The 20774-nt window shown below is 72.3% G+C and carries 22 protein-coding genes and 1 riboswitch; of the genes, 14 read left to right on the top strand and 8 right to left on the bottom strand.

Going from position 1 to position 20774, the window contains the following annotated elements; genetic code table 11:
* Positions 1-12 precede the first annotated feature (12 nt).
* Together AMK33_RS22335 and AMK33_RS22330 are read right to left on the bottom strand one after the other, a co-directional pair.
* Complete coding sequence (locus tag AMK33_RS22335; protein ID WP_073934688.1) at positions 13-372, bottom strand: hypothetical protein; 360 nt, start codon at positions 370-372, stop codon at positions 13-15.
* 10 nt (positions 373-382) lie between these two features.
* Complete coding sequence (locus tag AMK33_RS22330; protein ID WP_073934687.1) at positions 383-1156, bottom strand: LytR/AlgR family response regulator transcription factor; 774 nt, start codon at positions 1154-1156, stop codon at positions 383-385.
* A 77-nt stretch (positions 1157-1233) separates the two neighbouring features.
* Here AMK33_RS22330 and AMK33_RS22325 point away from each other — a divergent pair, with 77 nt between their 5' ends.
* The 5 genes from AMK33_RS22325 to AMK33_RS22305 all read left to right on the top strand — a co-directional run bounded on the left by AMK33_RS22325 (position 1234) and on the right by AMK33_RS22305 (position 7741).
* Positions 1234-1737, top strand: coding sequence for an Lrp/AsnC family transcriptional regulator (locus AMK33_RS22325; RefSeq protein WP_073934686.1), 504 nt, complete (start codon positions 1234-1236; stop codon positions 1735-1737).
* A 123-nt stretch (positions 1738-1860) separates the two neighbouring features.
* Positions 1861-2673, top strand: a complete 813-nt coding sequence (gene ddaH / locus AMK33_RS22320) for a dimethylargininase (protein ID WP_073934685.1) — start codon at positions 1861-1863, stop codon at positions 2671-2673.
* Positions 2670-3896 (top strand): ornithine--oxo-acid transaminase, encoded by a 1227-nt coding sequence (rocD, locus tag AMK33_RS22315; protein ID WP_073934684.1) that lies wholly within the window; start codon positions 2670-2672, stop codon positions 3894-3896. Before ddaH ends, rocD begins: the two co-directional genes overlap by 4 nt.
* Positions 3897-4031: 135 nt before the next feature.
* Positions 4032-6500 (top strand): SpoIIE family protein phosphatase, encoded by a 2469-nt coding sequence (locus AMK33_RS22310; RefSeq protein ID WP_073934683.1) that lies wholly within the window; start codon positions 4032-4034, stop codon positions 6498-6500.
* A gap of 11 nt (positions 6501-6511) precedes the next feature.
* Positions 6512-7741 carry a PP2C family protein-serine/threonine phosphatase gene (locus AMK33_RS22305; RefSeq protein ID WP_073934682.1) on the top strand — a complete coding sequence of 410 codons (1230 nt, stop codon included), beginning with the start codon at positions 6512-6514 and terminating at the stop codon, positions 7739-7741.
* 5 nt (positions 7742-7746) lie between these two features.
* On the opposite strand, the gene AMK33_RS22300 is transcribed toward AMK33_RS22305, so the two are convergent.
* Positions 7747-8202, bottom strand: coding sequence for an RpiB/LacA/LacB family sugar-phosphate isomerase (locus AMK33_RS22300; RefSeq protein WP_073934681.1), 456 nt, complete (start codon positions 8200-8202; stop codon positions 7747-7749).
* 165 nt (positions 8203-8367) lie between these two features.
* Between AMK33_RS22300 and AMK33_RS22295 the strand changes: the two genes are divergently transcribed.
* On the top strand, positions 8368-9093 hold the full coding sequence (locus tag AMK33_RS22295) for a lysophospholipid acyltransferase family protein (RefSeq protein ID WP_073934680.1): 726 nt from the start codon (positions 8368-8370) through the stop codon (positions 9091-9093).
* A gap of 72 nt (positions 9094-9165) precedes the next feature.
* Here the strand turns inward: AMK33_RS22295 and AMK33_RS22290 are convergent, their stop codons facing one another.
* Positions 9166-10767 (bottom strand): alpha/beta hydrolase, encoded by a 1602-nt coding sequence (locus AMK33_RS22290; protein WP_073934679.1) that lies wholly within the window; start codon positions 10765-10767, stop codon positions 9166-9168.
* Positions 10768-11027: 260 nt separating this feature from the next.
* Positions 11028-11657 carry a TetR/AcrR family transcriptional regulator gene (locus AMK33_RS22285; RefSeq protein WP_073934850.1) on the bottom strand — a complete coding sequence of 210 codons (630 nt, stop codon included), beginning with the start codon at positions 11655-11657 and terminating at the stop codon, positions 11028-11030.
* A 107-nt stretch (positions 11658-11764) separates the two neighbouring features.
* Between AMK33_RS22285 and AMK33_RS22280 the strand changes: the two genes are divergently transcribed.
* The gene (locus AMK33_RS22280) at positions 11765-12766 is read left to right on the top strand and encodes an ABC transporter permease (protein WP_073934678.1); all 1002 of its coding nucleotides are present in this window, start codon (positions 11765-11767) and stop codon (positions 12764-12766) included.
* Between the two features lie 118 nt (positions 12767-12884).
* Here the strand turns inward: AMK33_RS22280 and AMK33_RS22275 are convergent, their stop codons facing one another.
* Positions 12885-13172 carry a type II toxin-antitoxin system Phd/YefM family antitoxin gene (locus tag AMK33_RS22275; RefSeq protein ID WP_073934677.1) on the bottom strand — a complete coding sequence of 96 codons (288 nt, stop codon included), beginning with the start codon at positions 13170-13172 and terminating at the stop codon, positions 12885-12887.
* 68 nt (positions 13173-13240) lie between these two features.
* Here AMK33_RS22275 and AMK33_RS22270 point away from each other — a divergent pair, with 68 nt between their 5' ends.
* The 3 genes from AMK33_RS22270 (at position 13241) to AMK33_RS22260 (ending at position 15206) form a co-directional block, all read left to right on the top strand.
* Positions 13241-13876, top strand: a complete 636-nt coding sequence (locus AMK33_RS22270; RefSeq protein WP_073934676.1) for an ATP-dependent Clp protease proteolytic subunit — start codon at positions 13241-13243, stop codon at positions 13874-13876.
* 7 nt (positions 13877-13883) lie between these two features.
* On the top strand, positions 13884-14192 hold the full coding sequence (locus AMK33_RS22265; protein ID WP_073934675.1) for a hypothetical protein: 309 nt from the start codon (positions 13884-13886) through the stop codon (positions 14190-14192).
* Positions 14193-14539: 347 nt separating this feature from the next.
* Positions 14540-14729: riboswitch (cyclic di-AMP (ydaO/yuaA leader) on the top strand.
* Positions 14730-14732: 3 nt separating this feature from the next.
* The gene (locus AMK33_RS22260) at positions 14733-15206 is read left to right on the top strand and encodes a C40 family peptidase (protein ID WP_073934674.1); all 474 of its coding nucleotides are present in this window, start codon (positions 14733-14735) and stop codon (positions 15204-15206) included.
* Positions 15207-15252: 46 nt separating this feature from the next.
* Here the strand turns inward: AMK33_RS22260 and AMK33_RS22255 are convergent, their stop codons facing one another.
* Positions 15253-15714 carry an ATP-binding protein gene (locus AMK33_RS22255; protein WP_073934673.1) on the bottom strand — a complete coding sequence of 154 codons (462 nt, stop codon included), beginning with the start codon at positions 15712-15714 and terminating at the stop codon, positions 15253-15255.
* A gap of 212 nt (positions 15715-15926) precedes the next feature.
* Between AMK33_RS22255 and AMK33_RS22250 the strand changes: the two genes are divergently transcribed.
* Together AMK33_RS22250 and AMK33_RS22245 are read left to right on the top strand one after the other, a co-directional pair.
* On the top strand, positions 15927-16787 hold the full coding sequence (locus tag AMK33_RS22250; protein ID WP_073934672.1) for a helix-turn-helix domain-containing protein: 861 nt from the start codon (positions 15927-15929) through the stop codon (positions 16785-16787).
* Between the two features lie 9 nt (positions 16788-16796).
* Positions 16797-17021, top strand: a complete 225-nt coding sequence (locus AMK33_RS22245) for a DUF397 domain-containing protein (RefSeq protein WP_073934671.1) — start codon at positions 16797-16799, stop codon at positions 17019-17021.
* Between the two features lie 53 nt (positions 17022-17074).
* Here the strand turns inward: AMK33_RS22245 and AMK33_RS22240 are convergent, their stop codons facing one another.
* Positions 17075-18202 (bottom strand): 8-amino-7-oxononanoate synthase, encoded by a 1128-nt coding sequence (locus AMK33_RS22240; protein WP_073934670.1) that lies wholly within the window; start codon positions 18200-18202, stop codon positions 17075-17077.
* 147 nt (positions 18203-18349) lie between these two features.
* Between AMK33_RS22240 and bioB the strand changes: the two genes are divergently transcribed.
* On the top strand, positions 18350-19501 hold the full coding sequence (gene bioB, locus AMK33_RS22235) for a biotin synthase BioB (RefSeq protein ID WP_073934669.1): 1152 nt from the start codon (positions 18350-18352) through the stop codon (positions 19499-19501).
* Entirely contained in the window at positions 19494-20774 is a 1281-nt protein-coding gene (locus AMK33_RS22230) for an adenosylmethionine--8-amino-7-oxononanoate transaminase (RefSeq protein WP_073934668.1), read from the top strand. The genes bioB and AMK33_RS22230 overlap by 8 nt, the downstream gene beginning before the upstream one ends.

Raw genomic sequence — 20774 nt, 5'->3', positions numbered from 1 at the left:
AGGTCCCTGGTCTCAGCGGTCCTCGACGAGCCGCACGAAGTCGCGTTCGTTGCGTTCGGCGCGGCGCACGTACCAGCGGGCGAGCAGGACCATCGGGGGGTACAGGCCGAAGCCGAGCACCGCCCACTCCAGGCGGCGGGCGTCCGGGGCGGCGGCGAAGACCAGCGGGAGCGGGCCGATGAGCAGGACGAGGACGGCGAACACGGTGAGTCCGGTGCGCAGCTGGATGCGCATCAGGGAGCGGACGTAGGTGTGGCCGAGGGTGGTCTGCTCGTCGATCTCGGTGCGCGGGCGGTAGTAGCCGGAGGAGCGGCGGGCGCGGCGGGGCGGGCCGGTGACGACCACACGGCGTTCGGTCGGGTCCTGGGGCATGCGTCCTCCCCTAGCTCGTGGTCCGGCGCATCAGCAGGTCCCGCAGTTCACGGGCGTGCCGACGGCTGACCTGGAGTTCCTCGGAGCCGATCAGGACGCTCACGGTGCCCGCGTCGAGCCGGAGCTCGCCGATGTGGCGCAGGGCGACCAGATGGCGGCGGTGGATGCGGACGAAGCCGCGGGAGCGCCAGCGCTCCTCCAGGGTGGAGAGCGGGATCCGTACGAGGTGGCTGCCCCGGTCGGTGTGCAGGCGGGCGTAGTCGCCCTGGGCCTCGACGTGGGTGATGTCGTCGACGGCGACGAAGCGGGTCACGCCGCCGAGTTCGACGGGTATGTGGTCGGGGTCGGGTTCGTGCACGGGGATGCGCGGGGCGGCGGTGTCGCGCTGTGCGGCGGCGCGCAGTTCGACGACGCGGCGGACCGCCTCGGCCAGCCGTTCCTTGCGCACGGGTTTGAGGACGTAGTCGGCGGCCTTGAGGTCGAAGGCCTGGACGGCGAAGTCCTCGTGGGCGGTGACGAACACGATGAACGGCGGCCGGGCGAACCCGGTGAGCAGCCGGGCCAGGTCGAGGCCGTCGAGGCCGGGCATCTGGATGTCGAGGAAGACGACGTCGATGGCCTCGGGCCCGTCGGGTCCCGACTCCAGGGCGCGGTTGATGCGGCGCAGCGCCTCGGTGGCGTCGCCGGCGCCCTCGGCGCTGCCGATTCGGGGGTCGGTGTTCAGCAGGTAGAGCAGTTCCTCCAGTGAGGGGCGTTCGTCGTCGACGGCGAGGGCGCGCAGCATGAAGGTGGAGTGTAGGGGTGATTTCCACGTCTGGACATGCCCCGGACGTGGGCGTTCGCGCTGGATACAGTGCCCGCATGAACAGCAGGCCCGCCTCCTTCGACGAACTCGACCGGAAGATCGTCACCGCGCTGATGGCGAACGCCAGGACGTCCTTCGCCGAGATCGGCGCGGCCGTCGGGCTGTCGTCGACGGCGGTCAAGCGCCGGGTGGACCGGCTGCGCGAGACCGGGGTGATCACCGGGTTCACGGCGACGGTGCGGCCGTCCGCGCTGGGCTGGCGCACGGAGGCGTACGTCGAGGTCTACTGCGAGGGGGCGGCGCCGCCCCGGCGGCTGGCGGAGGTGGTGCGCAACCATCCGGAGATCGCCGCGGCGATGACGGTGACCGGGGGCGCGGACGCGCTGCTGCACGTGCGGGCGCGGGACGTGGAGCACTTCGAGGAGGTGCTGGAGCGGATCCGCCAGGAGCCGTTCATCCGGAAGACGATCAGTGTGATGGTGCTGTCCCATCTGCTGCCGGACAGTCCTGAGGCAGGAGTGAGTCAGCCGGCCCCGGACGGCGCATCAGACCTGCGCTGAACGATGGAACCACGCAGTGTTCCTGCGTGAACACGCAGCTTTTGTTCCTTGTCGTCCGTATCACTCGCTTCCTACCGTGGTCTCACCCCTGTCGAGACCGCGTGGAAGCGGAGGAACCCCTCTGTGCACGACTTCCGTGTGGCGTCCCGGCGGCGCTATCTCGTCTGCGAACCCAGACACTTCGCCGTCCGGTACGCGATCAATCCCTGGATGCGTCCTGACCGTCCCGTCGACGTCGCCCTGGCGCAGCGCCAGTGGCGGACGATGGTCGACACCTACCGCGACCACGGTCATACCGTGGAGACCGTGAAACCCGAGCCCGCCCTGCCCGACATGGTGTTCGCCGCGAACGCGGCGGTCGTCGTCGGGGGCCGCGTCCTCGGCTCCCTGTTCCTGGCGCCCGAGCGGCGCCCGGAGTCCGTGCCGTACGAGGCCTGGTTCAAGGCCGAGGGGTACGAGGTGCACCATCCCGAGTCGGTGTGCGAGGGCGAGGGCGACCTGGTGCCCGCCGGGCGCTGGATCCTCGCCGGCACCGGCTTCCGCACCACCCGTGAGGCGCACCGCGAGGCGCAGGAGTTCTTCGGGGTGCCGGTGATCGGCCTGACCCTGGTGGATCCGTACTTCTACCACCTGGACACGGCGCTGTTCGTGCTGGACGAGGAGAACGTCGCGTACTACCCGGAGGCGTTCTCGCCGGGCAGCCGCGAGGTGCTCGCCCGGCTGTATCCGGACGCGGTGCTCGCGACCCGTGAGGACGCGATGGCGTTCGGCCTGAACTCCGTCTCCGACGGGCGGCACGTGTTCGTCTCCCCGGGGGCCACGTCCCTCGCCGCCCGGCTCGCCGACCGCGGCTACGTTCCCGTCCCCGTCGACCTGTCCGAGTTCCACAAGGCGGGCGGGGGCATCAAGTGCTGCACACAGGAGATCCGCTCATGACTGCTGTCGTCCCCGCGCGTACGTCCGCCGAGCTGATCGGCGCGGAGGAGCCGGTCCTCGCGCACAACTACCATCCGCTGCCCGTGGTCGTCGCCCGCGCGGAGGGCGCGTGGGTGGAGGACGTGGAGGGCCGGCGGTACCTCGACATGCTGGCCGGCTACTCGGCGCTCAACTTCGGCCACCGGCACCCGGCGCTGATCGAGGCGGCGCACCGTCAGCTCGACCGGCTCACGCTGACCTCGCGCGCGTTCCACAACGACCGGCTCGCGGAGTTCGCGGAGCGGCTGGCCGCACTGACCTGCCTTGACATGGTGCTGCCCATGAACACCGGCGCGGAGGCGGTGGAGAGCGGGATCAAGGTGGCCCGCAAGTGGGCCTACGACGTGAAGGGCGTCCCGGCGGACCGGGCGACGATCGTGGTGGCGGCGGACAACTTCCACGGCCGTACGACGACGATCGTGAGCTTCTCGACGGACGAGGTCGCGCGGGCCGGGTTCGGGCCCTTCACCCCGGGCTTCCGGGTGGTGCCGTACAACGATCTCGCGGCGCTGGAGGCGGCGGTCGACGAGACGACGGCGGCGGTGCTGATCGAGCCGGTCCAGGGCGAGGCGGGTGTGATCGTCCCGGACGACGGCTACCTCGCCGGGGTGCGGGAGCTGACGCGCCACGCGGGGTGCCTGTTCATCGCGGACGAGATCCAGTCGGGTCTTGGCCGCACCGGCCGTACGCTCGCCGTGGAGCACGAGTCGGTCGTCCCGGACGTCGTGCTGCTCGGCAAGGCGCTGGGCGGCGGCATCGTCCCGGTGTCGGCGGTGGTGGCCCGGCGGGAGGTGCTCCAGGTGCTCCGTCCGGGTGAGCACGGGTCGACCTTCGGCGGCAATCCGCTGGCCGCGGCGGTCGGTACGGCCGTGGTGGAGCTGCTGGAGACGGGCGAGTTCCAGCGCCGGGCGGCGGAACTGGGCGGCATCCTGCGCGAGGGCCTGGAGTCGCTCGTCGGCAAGGGAGTGGTCGGGTTCCGCTCCCGCGGTCTGTGGGCGGGCGTGGACGTCGACCCGGCGCTCGGCACCGGCCGCGAGGTCAGCGAACGGCTGATGCGGGAGGGCATCCTGGTCAAGGACACCCACGGCTCCACCATCCGCCTGGCCCCGCCGCTGACCGTCACGGCGGAGGAGCTGCAGAGCGCCCTGCACACCGTGGAGAAGGTCCTGGCCCGGCAGGCCTGAGCCCCCGCCGTCCCCCGCCGGGGCCCGGCGGGGGACGGCGAGGGACGGCGTATCCCAGGGAGCCCACATCCCGCCCGAAGGGTGAAGATGGGGACAAGAGGGGGTAGACCACTCTCAGCGACAGAGAGGTCGGCCGTGGGCGGACACAAGGAGCAGGACGTTGCCCGGCAGGGGTTCGATGTGGCCGACGCCGTTCCCCTGTTGCTCGATCCGCACGGCATGGTGTCGAGCTGGACCGGCGGGGCCGAGCGGCTGCTGGGGTACCACGCCGCCGAGGCCGTGGGCCGCAAGTTCGCCGAGCTGCTGGTCCCCGAGGACGCCGAGCGGGTGCCGGACCTGGTCGAGCGGTGCCGCTCGGACGGCGACTGGGCGGGGCTGATGACGGCCCGGCACCGGGACGGGCGGCCGGTCGCGGTGATGGTGCGGATCACGCCGACCGTGGGGCCGCGGGGCCGTTCGTCGCTGCTGGTCCTGCTGTCGGAGCTGGCCGGCTCGCCCGGCTGGGACATGAGCCGCGCCGTGCTGGAGCAGGTGGTCGCCGGTACGTCGATCGGCATCGCGATCGTGGACACGGAGCTGCGCTTCGTGTGGTCCAACGCCGCGCTCCAACAGTACGGCGGCGGGCCGGCCGGGCGGCGCCTGGGGCTGCGGTTCGCGGACATCCAGCCGGGGCTGGACGCCGAGGCCGTCGAGGAGCGGATGCGGCACGTGCTGGACACCGGCGAACGGGTGATCGACTACGAGCTTGTCGGCCGTGCCCGCTCGGCGCCGCTGCGCGAGACCGCGCACATGCTGTCGTTCACCCGCCTCGACGACGACCGGGGCCGCCCGATGGGCGTGTACTACACCGTCGTGGACGTCACCGAACGGCACCGCGCCCGTCAGCGCCTCGCCCTGCTCGACCGGGCCGGCGAGCGCATCGGCCGCACCCTGGACATCCTGCGCACCGCGCAGGAACTGGCGGACGTGGCCGTGCCCGATCTCGCGGACTTCGTCATCGTGGACCTGCTGGAGACGGTGCTGCGCGGCGCCGAGCTCCCGCCGGGCCCGCTCACCGACTCCGACCGGGTGCCGCTGCGCCGCGCGGGCCACCGGTCGCTGTACGAGGACCTGCCGCGGACGGCCGTGGAGACCGGGACGGCCGTGTCGTACCCGGCGGGTTCCCCGCCGGTGCGCTCCCTGGCCACGGGCCGGTCCTGGCGCCAGGAGCAGCTCGACCCGCTCGCCCCGGAGTGGGCCGCGACGCCGGGCGGCCGGGAGTCCACCTTCCTGGAGCTCGGCCTGCAGAGCGCGATGACCGTCCCGGTCCGGGCCCGGGGTGTCACCCTGGGCGTCACCACGTTCTTCCGCCGCCGCCGGCAGAACCCCTTCGACGAGGACGACCTCAGTCTGGCCGAGGACCTCGTCTCCCGCGCCGCCGTCTGCGTGGACAACGCCCGGCGCTACACCCGCGAGCGGGACGCCGCGCTGGTCCTGCAGCGCAGTCTGCTGCCCCGCCGGCTGCCCGAGCAGGACGCCGTGGAGGTGTCCGCCTGCTACCGCCCGGCGGACGAGCTGACCGGGCTGGGCGGCGACTGGTACGACCTGATCCCGCTGTCCGGCGCCCGTGTCGCCCTGGTCGTCGGCGAGGTGCCGGGGCACGGCATCGACGCCGCCGCGGCCATGGGGCGGCTGCGCACCGCCGTACGGACGCTGGCCGCGATCGACCTGCCGCCCGAGGAGGTGCTCGCCCACCTGGACGACCTGGCGTCCCGGCTGGCGCGGGACGAGGGCGACGGGGAGTCCGGGGACTTCCCCGGCCGGTCCGTCGGGTCCGGCTGCCTGTACGTCGTCTACGACCCGGTGACCGGGCAGTGCACGATGGCGGCCGCCGGCCATCCCGCGCCCGCCGTGGTGGCACCCGACGGCACGGTCACCTTCGTCGACCTCCCGCAGGGACCGGCGCTCGGTGTGGGCGGCCCGCCGTTCGAGGCGGTGGAGCTGGCCCTGGCCGAGGGCAGCACGCTCGCCCTGCACACGGACGGTCTGCTGGCCGGCGGGAAGCCCTCGTCCGACGGGAGGCCCTCGCCCGACGGGACGGACCGGGAACGGCTGCGGCAGGCGCTGCGGGGCGCCGCGACCGCGCTCGAGCCGAGCTGCCGCGCGGTGGTCGACATGCTGGTCCCGGCCAGGCCGTACGACGACGTGGCCCTGCTGATGGCCCGTACCAAACGTCTCGACCCCGGACGGATCGCGGCCTGGGACCTGCCGGCGGACCCGGCGGTCGTGGCCGAGGCCCGCAGGACCAGCACCCGGCAACTGGCCCGCTGGGGGCTGGACGAACTGGTCTTCACCACGGAGCTGGTCGTCAGCGAACTGGTCACCAACGCCATACGGCACGCCGGCGGCCCCGTGCGGCTGCGGCTGATCCACGAGCGGGCGCTGGTGTGCGAGGTGTTCGACGGCGGCGCCACCGCACCCCATCTGCGGCATCCCCGTGCGATGGACGAGGGCGGGCGCGGGCTGCTGCTGGTCTCGCAGCTCGCCCAGCGGTGGGGCACCCGGTTCGTTCCCGACGGGAAGATCATCTGGGCGGAGCAGTCACTGACCGCGCCACCGGAATGAGGCGAGGGTCCATGGCGGAGGCGTCGATCGACTACGCGGCGGTCTACCAGGCCCTGCCCGGCATGGTGGCGCTGCTGACCCCGGACCTGGTGTACGCGGACGTCAACGAGGCGTTCGTCAGCGGGACCGGGCGCCCCCGCGAGGCCGTGGTGGGCCGCTTCCTGTTCGACGTGTTCCCGGAGAACCCGAACGACCCGGAGGCCGTGGGCGCGCGGCAACTGCGCGCCTCGCTGCGGCGGGTCCTGTCCACGGGTGAGCGCGACACCATGGCGGTGCAGCGTTACGACGTGGAGAACCCGGAGCGTTCCGGGAAGTGGGAGGAGCGCTACTGGAGCCCGGTGAACACCCCGGTGCTCGGCCCCGACGGGCGGGTCGTGCTGATCGTGCACCGGGTCGAGGAGGTCACCGAGCTGATCCGGGTCCGGGGCGGCGCGGGTGACGGCCGGGGGCGGATTCTGGAGGCCGAGCTGTACGCGCGCGCCCGCGAGCTGCAGGAGCTCAACAACCGGCTGCGCCAGGCGCACGCCCGGGAGCGCGAGGTGGCTCTGGCGCTGCAGGAGGCGATGCTGCCCGCCCGCCGGCAGGTCGGCCACCACCGGGCCGCGGTGCGTTACCGGCCGGCGGTGGGCGCGCTCAACGTCTGCGGGGACTGGTACGACCTGGTCGACCTGGTGGGCGGGCACCGTATCGGCGTGTCCGTGGGCGACGTGGTCGGGCACGGGCTGGCGGCGGCCGGGGTGATGGGCCAGCTGCGCAGCGCGCTGACCGCCGCCTCCCGGGTGGCGGACGGGCCCGCGCAGGCGCTGAACGTGGTGGGCCGCTACGCCCATGTGGTGGACGGCGCCGAGTCCGCGACCGCGGTGACGACCTTCGTCGACTTCGACCGGCACACCATCACCTACAGCAGCGCCGGCCATCCGCCGCCCGTGCTGCTCCACCGCGACGGACGCGTGGAGTTCCTCGACCGGGCCACCGACCCGCCGCTCGACGCCCAGCCGGACCCGGCGCCCCGGCCGGAGGCGGCGACCGGGTTCGAGCCGGGGGCGACCCTGGTGCTCTACACCGACGGGCTGATCGAACGGCGCCGGGAGGACATCGACATGGGGCTGCTGCGGCTCGCCGAGGCCCTGCGCCGGCACCGGACGCAGGATCCCGAGACGCTCGCGGACATCGTGCTGCTGGAGCTGCTGCCGCCGGGCGGCGCCACCGACGACACGGCGCTGGTCGTCGTACGGCTGTAGGCGGGTCAGGCGCCGGTGCGCTCCCGGTCGAGGCGCGCGGTGCGTTCCACGTTGCGCCGGTCCTGCGGGTCGTCGCTGGGCGCGCCGGCGAACCAGGCGTCGAGGATCTCCGTCAGCAGCGGCCCGGACGTCAGCCGCAGGCCGATCGCCAGCACGTTGGCGTCGTTCCAGCGGCGTGCGCCGTCCGCCGTGTAGGCGTCCGTGCACAGGGCGGCCCGGACGCCGGGCACCTTGTTCGCGGCGATCGAGGCGCCGGTGCCGGTCCAGCAGCACACCACCGCCTGGTCGGCGGTACCGGAGGCGACCTCACGGGCCGCCGCCTCCGAGCAGACGGCCCACTGCGGGTCGTCCCCGGGGTTCAGGGCGCCGTGCGCGCGTACCTCGTGGCCGCGCTGGCGGAGTTCGGCGAGGAGGGCGCGGGCCACGGGTGCGTCCATGTCGGAGGAGACGGAGATCCGCATGCGTACGAGCCTACTCGGCCGGCCGTCCGGCACGGCGCCTTCCGGTCGCGTCGAACCTGATGCCGGGGCGCACCGCCCGCGCCTAGACTGGCACCCCACGACGTGCCGGATGGCCTGCCGGGATGCGGCGGCACCGCCCGTCCGCCGGAGTCGAGGAGCGTGTCCTTGTTCTACTACCTGCTCAAGTACGTGCTGCTGGGTCCGCTGCTGCGTCTGGTCTTCCGGCCGCGAATAGAGGGCCTGGAGCACGTGCCGTCGTCCGGCGCCGCCATCGTCGCGGGGAACCACCTGTCGTTCTCGGACCACTTCCTGATGCCGGCCGTGCTCAAGCGGCGCATCACCTTCCTCGCCAAGGCCGAGTACTTCACCGGCCCCGGCCTCAAGGGCCGGCTGACGGCGTTCTTCTTCCACAGCGCGGGGCAGATCCCCGTCGACCGCTCCGGCAAGGAGGCCGGGCAGGCCGCCATCCGGGAGGGCCTCGGCGTGCTGGGCAAGGGGGAGCTGCTCGGCATCTACCCGGAGGGCACGCGCTCGCACGACGGCCGCCTCTACAAGGGCAAGGTCGGCGTCGCGGTGATGGCCCTCAAAGCGGGCGTCCCGGTGGTCCCCTGCGCGATGATCGGCACGTTCGAGGCCCAGCCGCCCGGCAGGAAGATCCCCCGGGTCCACCCGGTGGTGATCCGTTTCGGCAAGCCGCTGGACTTCTCGCGCTACGCGGGGATGGAGAACGAGAAGGCGGTCCTGCGCGCCGCCACCGACGAGCTCATGTACGCCATCCTCACCCTGTCCGAGCAGGAGTACGTCGACCAGTACGCGGCCGTCGCCAAGGCGGAGGACGCCGAGCGCAGGGCGGAGGACAAGCGCCGCTTCCCGCGCATGCCGCTGAGCTGATCCCGGTGGGCGCACGGGCGAGGGGCGGCCGGGGAGTTCCGGCCGCCCCTCGTGTGTCGTACGGCGTGGGTGTTACGGCTTCGGCGTGGCGTGCGGTGCGCAGGTCACGTCGGAGCGGTCCAGCTCGCCGGTGAGCAGGTAGGTGTCCACCCGGTCGTTGACGCAGGAGTTGACCAGGCCGGTGACGCCGTGGGATCCGGCGTCCCGCTCGGTGATGAGGCGGGATCCCTTGAGCCGCTGGTGCAGTTCGACGGCGCCCGCGTACGGGGTGGCCGCGTCGCGCTCGGACTGGACGATCAGCACCGGCGGCAGCCCCTTGCCGGACTTGACGTCCACGGGCGTCTGCTGCTTGACCGGCCAGGTGGCGCAGGGCAGGTTCATCCAGGCGTTGGCCCAGGTCATGAACGGGTGGTCCCGGTGCAGCCGGATGTTGTCGCGGTCCCACTTGCGCCAACTGGTGGGCCACTTGGCGTCGGCGCACTCCACGGCCGTGTAGACGGCGTTGCCGTTCTCCGAGGCCGCGTTGCCCGCCGTGTCGGAGAGGTCGGGGGCGGCGGCGTCGACGAGCGCCTGGGTGTCGCCGGCGACGTACTGGCTGAAGACGGCCGCCGTGGGCGCCCACGCGGAGTCGTAGTACGGGGCGCTCTGGAAGAAGGAGATCAGCTCGGCCGGGCCGACGACGCCACCGAGGGGGTTCTTCTCGGCGGTGGCGCGCAGTTCGAGCCACCGCTCCTGGACCTCGGCGCGGGTGTCCCCGAGGTGGTAGGTCGCGTCGTTCTTCGCGACCCAGTCCTGCCAGTCCTTCCAGCGGCCCTCGAAGGCGACGTCCTGGTCCAGGTTGGCCTGGTACCAGATCTTGTCGCGGGAGGGGTTGACGACGCTGTCGACGACCATGCGGCGGACGTGGCCCGGGAAGAGGGTGGCGTAGACGGCGCCGAGGTAGGTGCCGTAGGAGACACCGAGGAAGTTGAGCTTCCGCTCGCCGAGGGCGGCGCGGATGACATCGAGGTCGCGCGCGGTGTTCGGCGTGGTCATGTGCGGCAGCATCTCGCCGCTGCGCTCGTAGCAGCCCTCGGCGTACTCGCGGGCGAGCTTGCGCTGGGCCCGCTTGTCGGCCTCGGAGCGGGGCACCGGGTCCATCTTGGGCGCCTTGACGAACTCCTGCGGGTCGACACAGGAGATGGGCGCGGACTTGCCGACGCCGCGCGGGTCGAAGCCCACGAAGTCGTACGCCTTGGCCGCATCGGCCCAGACCGGGTTCTTGGCGGTGACCCGGGCCGGGAAGCGCAGACCGGAACCGCCGGGACCGCCCGGGTTGTACAGCAGCGCGCCCTGGCGTTCGCTCTTGGTGCCGGTGTTGCCGATGCGGTCGACGGCGAGCTTGATCTGCTTGCCGTACGGCTTGGCGTAGTCCATCGGCACCGAGACCCAGCCGCACTGGATCGGCTTGGCCAGGTTCCAGTCGGCGGGGCAGTCCTGCCAGTCGATGCCGGTCTCCGCGGCCCGGGCGGCGGCGATCGCCACGCCCCTGGCCTCGCGGTCCTTGCCGTGGTGGGTGTCCGCCGTCGCTCTCGCCGTGGGCGCCGCGACGGCGCCGGCTATGAGCGTCGCCGTGACGAGCACTCCGGCCGGACCGAGCGCGGCCGCCCGCCTCTTCGGTCTGCTGTCCCTCAAGTGGGGCCTCCCCGTACGTCGTTGCGATGGGCAGGGGGGATCCTCGCCGCTGTGAGGTAGCTGGGAACAGGGTTCGAGGCCGTTCTTTGCCAATCCGATAACCGGATATTGACACCCCATCAATCGGACGCACTTTTCAGCAGGCCAAGCGCTTCCGGCCCGTCCGGCGTCTGAGGACGAGGCAGTTCAGGCCGAAGGGGGGTCCGGGGACGCAGCCCCCGGGGTGGGGAATGGAAACGGGCGGCGGGGGCGACCCCCCGTCAGGTGTCCGCCCGGGCAGGCCCCACAGCCATCAGCGCCCGCAACCCCTCCCCCAGCGTCCGCTCGGAGATCCCGCCGAACAGCGCCATCTGAGCGGCGAACCCCTGCACCAGCGCGATCATCGCCCGCGCCACAGCGTCCGTGTCCGCGTCCGCGGACATCAGACCGGCGTCCTGGTACCCCTCGGCAACCCTCCCCCAGGCCCTGCGGACGTTGTCGTACCCCTCACCCAGCACAGCCGCCAGTTCGGGACTGCGCGTGGTCTCCGTCCACACCTGGATCATCAGCCGCGGGAACATCCACCCACCGTCGTCCAGAGTGGCCGGCCGCTGCTCCCTCATCCGGGCCAGGGCCCGCGGAACGAGCACGTCCGGGGTGGGCGGCGGACTCTCCTGGGCGGCCTGTTCGAGGATGCCGCGCACCGTGTCGAGCACATCGGTCACGATCGCGGCGATCAGCTCGTCCTTCCCCCGGAAGTACCGGTAGACGGCGCCCGCGGAGAGGTCCGCCTCCTTGAGCACGTCCTGCATCGAGGTGGCGTGGAAGCCGTTGCGGGCGAAGCAGGACGCGGCGCCGTCGAGGATCTGGCGGCGGCGGGCGTCGAGGTGTTCCTGGGATACGCGGGCCATGACCACAATCTAAAACGAACATTCCTTCTTGACAAGGAGCGGACGGAGCGGGACGGTGACGGTGAACCTAAAACGAACGATCCTTCTTTTAGATCGCCGGAGCCCTCATGTCCCTCTCGACACTGTCGCCGCACCGTCGCGTCGTCGCCGTGACACTGCTGATCCCCGCCCTGGTGGCGCTGGCGCTCTGGGCCTTCGCCTGGCCCGCGGCCCGTACGGCGCCCCGCGACCTGCCGCTCGGCGTGGCCGGCCCCACCGCCGCGACCGCACCGGTGGAGCAGCGGCTGGAGCGCCAGGAGGGCGCCTTCGACCTCCACCACTACGCCGACGAGGCCGCCGCCCGGGAAGCGGTCGAGGACCGCGAGGTGTACGGCGCGGTCGTCGTCACCGGGCAGGGACCGAAACTGCTCACCGCGTCCGCCGCGAGCCCGGTCGTGGCCCAGCTGCTGCGACAGGCGGTGACCCAGCAGACCTCGGCCTCCGGCAGCCGGGTCACCACCGTGGACGTGGTGCCCGCCGCCGAGGGGGACCCTCGCGGCGCGGTCCTGAACACGAGCGTGCTGCCACTGGCCCTGGCCGGGATCGGCGCCGGTGCCGCGGTGACGCTGCTGGGGCTGCGCGGCACCCGCGCGGTGGCCGCGCTGGCCGGATCCGCCACCCTGGTCGGCGCGGTGGCCGCGGCGCTTGCGCACAGCTGGCTGGACGCCGTTCCGGGGAACTGGTGGACGGTGGCCGGTACGTTCGCGCTGGCCGCGCTGGCCATGGGGGCGACGGTCGCCGGACTCGCGGCGCTGCTCGGACGGGCGGGCATCGCGCTCGGCGGCTTGGTGATCATGCTGCTCGGCAACCCCTTCTCGGGGGCGTCCTCGGCACCGGAGATGCTGCCCGAGCCGGCCGGGGCGATAGGCCGGTGGCTGCCGCCGGGGGCGGGCGTGTCGCTGCTGCGCTCGGTGTCCTTCTTCGACGGCGCGGCGGCGGCCGGCCCCGCCCTGACGCTGACCTGGTGGGCCGCGCTGGGCCTGGGCGCCGTACTGGTCGGCGGCGCACTGAAGGAACGTACGAGGAACACGCGGTCCGCGTCCGAGCGCGAACCGGCCCCCGTCGGCTGACCGCGGGCCGGCCCCGTCGGCTGCCATCGGCCCGCTCGACGGCCGGCCTCCGGCCGCGTGGAACGACCGTGCGCCCCCGCCGTAGCGGACGGGGGGTGCACGGTTCTGCCGTAAGGGCTTACGAGGTGGCCGTTCCCCGGTGCTCCGCCGCGATGCCGAAGCGCTGCCGTTCGCGGGGAGCGGACGCGACCTCGCGGACACCGGCCACCGTGCTGACCACCTGCTCCTCGGCGGGCTCCGGCGCCTCCCTGAGTTCTTCGAGTCGTCGCAGGTCATCGGCGGAGACAAGGGCGACGAGGGGTTTTCCGTGCCGGGTCACGACGACGCGCTCACCGCCGTACACCACGCGGTTGATGAGGTCGGCGAGCTCAGCCCTGGCTTGGGTAACCGGAATCTCGTAGGCCATGAACCCATCATAACGTCACGTACGTCCTGTACATTTTTTACAGAGACAACCAGACAGGAGGGGCTCTCATGACCCGACCGTCCGCCCGCCACGTCCTGCCCGAGCTCACCGAACGCACGGCATCGGGGAACCGGACGATGGACCCCTACTCGAAGCTGCTCGAGGAGCGGATCGTCATCCTCGGGACACAGGTCGACGAGACCTCCGCGAACGACGTGATGGCGCAGTTCATGTACCTGGAGCACCACTCCCCCGACCGGGACATCTCGCTCTACGTCAACTCCCCCGGCGGCTCCTTCCACGCCATGTCGGCGATCTACGACACGCTGCGCTACGTCTCCTGCGACGTGCAGACGATCTGTCTGGGCCAGGCGGAGGGCGCCGCCGCGCTGCTGCTGGCCGCCGGCACCCCGGGCAAGCGACTGCTGCTGCCCGGTTCCCGCCTGGTGCTCCGTCAGCCCTCCCTCCTGGAGCCGGTCGAGGGACAGACCAGTGATCTGGCGATCCAGGCCGAGGAGTTGACCCGGATCCGGTCACGGATGGAGGAGATCCTGGTCCGGCACACGGGCCGCACCCCGGAGCAGGTCCGGGCGGACATCGAGCGGGACAAGGTTCTCGACGCGCAGGCGGCGGTGGAGTACGGCCTGGCGGACCGGATCGTGCCCGGCCGCAGGAGCCTGTCCCCCGCCTCCGGCGCGAGGTGAGCCGCGGATGCTGCCACCGGAGCTGCCGCCGCTGCCCGCGCTGACCCGCGCGGAGGCCGAGTTGATCGACCGTTACCTCGAGGCCGTCGACCTGCTCGGCCGGGTCAACCCGGCCCTGGGCGGTGACACCTACCGCGGACTGCGCGCGGCTCAGGCGCTGGTCGGCAAGGCCGTCGCGCTGCGCGACGCGCTGACCCTGATGCACCGGCGCGGCGAGAGCGAACTGCACTCCGACACGCTGGCCCGGGCCCTGCGCGTGCTGGACGGCGAACGGCGCACGGCCAGGGTCACGCTGCCGCCGGCCCGCGGCAGTTGACATCCGCGGACCCCGGACGGCGGCCCCGGCCGACGGTGCGCCTCGGCCGGGGTTGAAACGGACCAAACGGCGTACCCCCGTCCGGCGTAGACGAACCTGCTGTTTTCGGGCGCTCGAAGTTGCGCAGCGCGCGTACCGCACGGACGGAACGGTGCTTTCCGCCCCTGGTCCGGGGCTCCCCCGGGTCCTCGGCGAGGGTCCGAACACGGAGGCGTCCACCCGAACGGGTGGTTGGTGAGTAACAACACAAACCCCACGTTCCGTTGGGATTTCGATCGCGCCATGAGCCAAGATCCCTGACTGACGACAAGACCCCGCCGCCGCGGCGGGGCGATCCGGGCGGACGCCGAGTCCTGCCGCCGCCCGGATGACCGGTCGACAGGAGTGGATCGGCAGGAGTGGAGGACCCAAGCACGACGGGCCGCCGGGACGTCAGTTCCGAGCAGTCCTTGGGGTGAAGCCGCACATGTGCGGCCGGGCCACTTCGCCAGCCCGAATCCGACAGGTCATCCTTCACAGGCGGCTGACGAAGGGTTGCGCATGACTGCGCTCAATCGTGTCCCGTCTCTCATGGCCCGGGCCGGCACGGCCTCGGCCCTCACCCTGGCCGCCGTGGGCGGCTCCATCGTGGTCCCCGGAGCCGCCTCGGAGGCGGCCGCCGCGACCTCTGCCACCAAGGCGCTGCGCATCGCCGCCTCCAAGAAGGGATCGCCCTACAAGTGGGGCGCCACGGGTCCGTACAGGTTCGACTGCTCGGGCCTGACGCTGTACTCGTTCAAGAAGGCGGGCAAGAAGCTGCCGCGCACCGCCGCCCAGCAGTACAACAAGACGCGCCACATCTCCGCCGGCAGCCGCAGGGCGGGAGACCTGGTGTTCTTCCATTCGGGCGGCTACGTCTACCACGTCGGCATCTACGCGGGTAAGGGCAAGATCTGGCACGCCCCGAAGACCGGGGACGTGGTGCGCCTGCAGAAGATCTGGACCCGCAGCGTCTCGTACGGCCGGGTGAGGTGACCGCGGCGGGCGGCGGTGCCCCGGGACACCGCCGCCCGCCGCCCGGCTACCGCTCCTGCCGCCTGGCCGCCGTGACCGCTTCGGCGGCCTGGACGGTCCACGGGAGTTCGACCGACACGGTCTTGCCGCCCTCGCGCGTGGGGCGGATCCTGAGCCTGCCGCCGCATTCCGCGGTCAGCCAGCGGATGATGACCAGCCCGCGGCCGTTGTCCTGCTGGACCGCCGCGGGCAGCCGCTTGGGGAACCGCGGGTGGCTGTCCGTGACACCGATGTGCACCCGTTCGTCACGGACCAGGACGACGTCCACGGTGAACGTGGGCGACTGCCCGAACGTGTGCTGCACCGCGTTGGTGGCGAGTTCGGAGACGATCAGCCGGACGGTGTCGCACAGTTCCGCGTCCGCCGGCATGCCCCATTCCTCCAGCGTGCCCACCACATGGGCACGGGCGGCCGAGACCGAGGCTGGATCGCTCGGCAGAGTGACGGATGCTTCCAGATGGTCTGCCATGGCGACGTCGTCCCTTTCCCACGGGACCGCAGTCCGACACGGAGCGGATGGTTCGAGTACGGTCCCGCACTGGTGCTTCGCCGCCAGACTGCCATCCCCGCACGGCGCAGGACGGCGATCCACCAAGATGTGCATATATCTGTCGCTCAAAACGGTGAACTCTGCGACGGGAGACCGTATCCGGGCGACTCGGAAGGAGTAAGGAGAAGTCCATGCAGCACGGTCCCGCGGTGCGCCGCCGGAAACTGGGCGCCGAACTGCGCGCGCTGCGCACCTCGGCGGAACTCACCAGCGGTGAGGCGGCCCGCCTCGCGGGCTGGCACCAGTCGAAGGTGAGCCGGATCGAGACGGGCACGAGCGGGGTGAAACCGGCCGACGTGCGGTTACTGCTCGACGTCTACGGCGTGGCCGACCCGCAGTTGCGGGAGTTGCTGCTGGTGCTGTCGGGCTCCGGTGACGACGACGGACGGCACCACTGGTGGCACGCCTACCGGGGCGTGCTGCCGCCGACCTACCGGGACTTCATCAGCCTGGAGTCGCAGGCGAGCGCGATGCGCACCCTGGAGACCACGGTGATCCCGGGGCTGCTGCAGACGCCGGAGTACGCGCGGGCGGTGACGGAGGCGGCCCTGGAGGACACGTCGGAGGAGCGCCTGGACGCGCTGGTGGAGGTGCGGCTGGCCCGGCAGGACGTGCTGCGGGCGACACCGCCGCTGGAGCTGAGCGCGGTCCTGGACGAGGCGGTGCTGCGCCGGGAGGTCGGCGGTCCCGGCGTGATGGCCCGTCAGCTCGACCGGCTGGTCGAGGCGGCCCGGCTGCCCCAAGTTCGGTTGCAGGTCCTGCCGTTCAGCGCGGGCGCGCACATCGGTGTGACCGGTCCTTTCGTAATCTTTTCATTTTCGCGCACTTCTGATCTGGACGTGGTTGTTCTCGACCACTTGACGAGTAGCCTCCATCTGGAGCGGAAAGAAGACCTCCGGGTGTACTCGGAGGCCTTCGACGCCCTCTCGGTCCACGCCCTTTCACCCGAGGACTCGTTGGATTTCATCGCCGGCACAGCCGCCGGCGCGTAAGGAGGCACGATGCCCGTACCGCCTCGGACCATCCCTTCCGGCCTCGCACTGCGCGATGTGAGGTGGCTGCGCAGCAGCTACAGCACGGGGGCGAACAACTGCGTGGAGACGGCCCGGCCGGCCGCCGGCCCCCTGGCCGGACTGCTCGCCGTGCGCGACTCCAAGGCCCCGGACGGGCCGGCGCTGCTCTTCTCCCCCGCCAGCTGGACGGAGTTCGTGACCGCGGTCGGCTGACGACCCGACCGGTCAGCCCGTCATCGGGCGACGCACGGCCGTGTCCCGCCGACTCATGGCCGCGTCTCGCCGATCACCCGTACAGCGCGTTCGATCTCCGCCCCGGACAGGTCCGCGCGGGCGGTCAGTCTGAGCCGTGAGACGCCGTCGGGCACGGAAGGAGGACGGAAGCAGCCCACGGACAGGCCGGCCGCCCGGCAGTCGGCCGCCCATCGCACGGCCTGCTCCGGGGAAGGGGCGCGCACGGAGACGACCGCGGCGTCCGGACGCACCGCTTCCAGACCCGCGGCCGTCAGCCGGGAGTGCAGTTCCCGCGCCACCTCGCCCGCCCGTGCCGCGCGCCCCGGCTCACGGCGCAGCAGCCGCAGGGCCGCCAGGGCCGCCCCCGCCGCGGCGGGGGCGAGTCCCGTGTCGAAGATGAACGTCCGGGCCGCGTTGACCAGGTGCTCGATCACCCGGGCCGGGCCGAGCACCGCTCCGCCCTGGCTGCCGAGCGACTTGGACAGCGTCACCGTCACGACGACGTCGTCGGCGCCCGCCAGTCCCGCCGCGTGCGGGGCCCCGCGCCCGCCGTCGCCGAGCACACCGAGGCCGTGCGCGTCGTCGAGCACCAGACCCGCGCCGTGCTCCCGGCACGCCTCGGCGAGCCCGGCGAGCGGGGCGGCGTCGCCGTCCACCGAGAACACCGTGTCGGACACCGCGACCGCGGGCCCGTCGTGCCCGCCCAGCGCCTTGCGCACGGCGTCGGGATCGGAGTGCGCCGCGACCTGCGTCGTACCGCGGGCGAGCCGGCAGCCGTCGATCAGCGAGGCGTGGTTGCCCGCGTCGGAGACGATCCTGGAGCCGTGCGGGGCCAGCGCGGTGACGGCGGCGAGGTTGGCCGCGTAGCCGGAGGAGAAGACCAGGGCCGCCTCGAAGCCGCAGAAGGCGGCCAGTTCGCTTTCCAGTTCGGTGTGGAGCCCGGTGGTGCCGGTGACGAGCCGGGAGCCGGTCGCCCCGCCGCCCCAGGTCCGCGCGGCCCGCGCGGCGCCCTCGGTGACCTCCGGATGCCGGGCCAGGCCCAGGTAGTCGTTGCTCGCCAGATCGAGCAGCGGCGTGTCGGCGGCCCGGGGACGCAGGGTGCGTACGAGTCCGGCCCGGCGGCGCAGTTCCGCCTGCTCGTCGATCCAGCCGAACGCCATGGGTCCTCCGGGATTTTTGTAGGCAGTGCACAGACATTAGCGGGAGGCCGGACGGACCACTGTGTGGCGATACCCACACCTCGAAGTGCCTCTGTTGTACGAACTCTCCTTGGCCCGGGCGGGTCGGGTAGGACAGGATCGGCTCTCATGAACCTGCTGAACACGCTGGTGGACAAGGGGCTTCGGCGTGAGACGCCGACCCGCGAGGAAGCTCTGGCCGTGCTGGCCACCTCCGACGACGACCTGCTCGACGTGGTGGCCGCGGCCGGGAAGGTGCGGCGGCACTGGTTCGGCCGACGGGTGAAACTCAACTATCTCGTCAACCTCAAGTCCGGCCTGTGCCCGGAGGACTGCTCCTACTGTTCCCAGCGGCTCGGCTCCAAGGCCGACATCCTGAAGTACACCTGGCTCAAGCCGGACCAGGCGTCGCAGGCGGCCGCCGCCGGTCTCGCGGGCGGCGCCAAGCGGGTGTGCCTGGTGGCCAGCGGCCGGGGTCCGACCGACCGTGACGTGGACCGGGTCTCCGACACCATCAAGGCCATCAAGGAGCAGAACGAGGGCGTCGAGGTGTGCGCCTGTCTCGGGCTGCTCTCCGACGGCCAGGCGGAGCGGCTGCGCGAGGCGGGCGCGGACGCCTACAACCACAACCTCAACACGTCCGAGTCGACGTACGGGGACATCACGACCACCCACACGTACGCCGACCGGGTGGACACGGTGCGGAAGGCGCACGCCGCCGGTCTGTCGGCCTGCTCGGGTCTGATCGCCGGCATGGGCGAGTCCGACGAGGACCTGGTCGACGTGGTCTTCTCGCTGCGGGAGCTGGACCCGGACTCGGTGCCGGTCAACTTCCTGATCCCGATGGAGGGCACGCCGCTCGCCAAGGAGTGGCACCTCACCCCGCAGCGCTGCCTGCGCATCCTGGCGATGACACGGTTCGTCTGCCCGGACGTCGAGGTGCGGATCGCCGGCGGCCGTGAGGTGCACCTGCGCACGATGCAGCCGCTCGCGCTGCACCTGGCCAACTCGATCTTCCTCGGCGACTACCTCACCAGCGAGGGCCAGGCCGGCAAGACGGACCTGGAGATGATCGCGGACGCCGGGTTCGAGGTGGAGGGCACCGGCGAGGTGACGCTGCCCGAGCACCGCGCGGGCGGCGGCTGCGGCTCCCACGAGGGCGGCGGCGCGTGCGGTCCGGCGACCGCGGACTCCTGTGGGAGTGCACCCGAGGAGCCCCGTACGGACCTGGTCGCCGTGCGCCGCCGGGGAGCCGGAACGGACCTCGCGCCCAATGCCTGAGCGGTCCGTCGCCGAGCTGCTGGATCTCGACCGGCGGCATGTCTGGCACCCGTACGGGCCCATGCCGGGCCGTCAGGAACCGCTCGTCGTGGAGTCGGCGAGCGGGGTGCGGCTGAGACTCGCCGACGGCTCGGGCGAACTGGTCGACGGGATGTCGTCCTGGTGGTCGGCGATCCACGGCTACAACCACCCGGTGCTCAACGAGGCCGCGCGCGGGCAGTTGGAGCGGATGAGCCATGTGATGTTCGGCGGGCTCACCCACGAGCCCGCCGTGCGGCTGGCGAAGCTCCTTGTCGACATGTCGCCGGACGGCCTGGAGCATGTGTTCCTCGCCGACTCCGGGTCGGTGTCGGTCGAGGTCGCGGTGAAGATGTGCCTGCAGTACTGGCGTTCGCTGGGCCGGCCGGAGAAGCGGCGGCTGCTGACCTGGCGGGGCGGCTACCACGGCGACACCTGGCAGCCGATGTCGGTGTGCGACCCCGAGGGCGGGATGCACGAGCTGTGGTCCGGGGTGCTGCCGCGCCAGGTCTTCGCGGACGCGCCGCCGGCCGGGTACGAGGAGGAGTACGCCGAGCACCTGCGGTCGACGATCGAGCGGCACGCCGGTGAGCTGGCCGCGGTGATCGTGGAGCCGGTGGTGCAGGGCGCGGGCGGGATGCGGTTCCACTCCCCCGCGTATCTGCGGGTGCTGCGCGAGGCGTGCGACGCGCACGGCGTGCTGCTGGTGTTCGACGAGATCGCGACCGGGTTCGGGCGTACGGGCGCCCTGTTCGCGGCGGAGCACGCGGCGGTGACGCCGGATGTGATGTGTGTGGGCAAGGCGCTGACCGGCGGTTATCTGACCATGGCGGCGACGCTGTGCACCGCGCGGGTGGCCGAGGGCATCTCACGCGGTGAGGTGCCGGTGCTGGCGCACGGGCCGACGTTCATGGGCAATCCGCTGGCGGCGGCCGTGGCCTGCGCCTCCGTCGAGCTGCTGCTCGGCCAGGACTGGCGCGCGGAGGTCAAGCGGATCGAGGCGGGCCTGCGGGAGGGGCTGGCGCCGGCGGCCGGGCTGTCCGGGGTGCGGGACGTGCGGGTGCTCGGTGCCATCGGGGTGGTCCAGCTCGATCACGCCGTCGACCTGCGGGCGGCCACGGAGGCCGCCGTGCGCGAGGGCGTGTGGCTGCGGCCTTTCCGCGATCTGATCTACACCATGCCGCCGTACGTCACGGGTGACGCGGACGTGGCGCGCATCGCCCGCGCGGTGTGCGCGGCGGCGAAGGAGGGATGA

The sequence above is a fragment of the Streptomyces sp. CB02400 genome (assembly GCF_001905725.1).
Lineage (GTDB): Bacteria > Actinomycetota > Actinomycetes > Streptomycetales > Streptomycetaceae > Streptomyces > Streptomyces atrovirens.
This window is presented reverse-complemented; position numbering and strand designations above follow the sequence as displayed.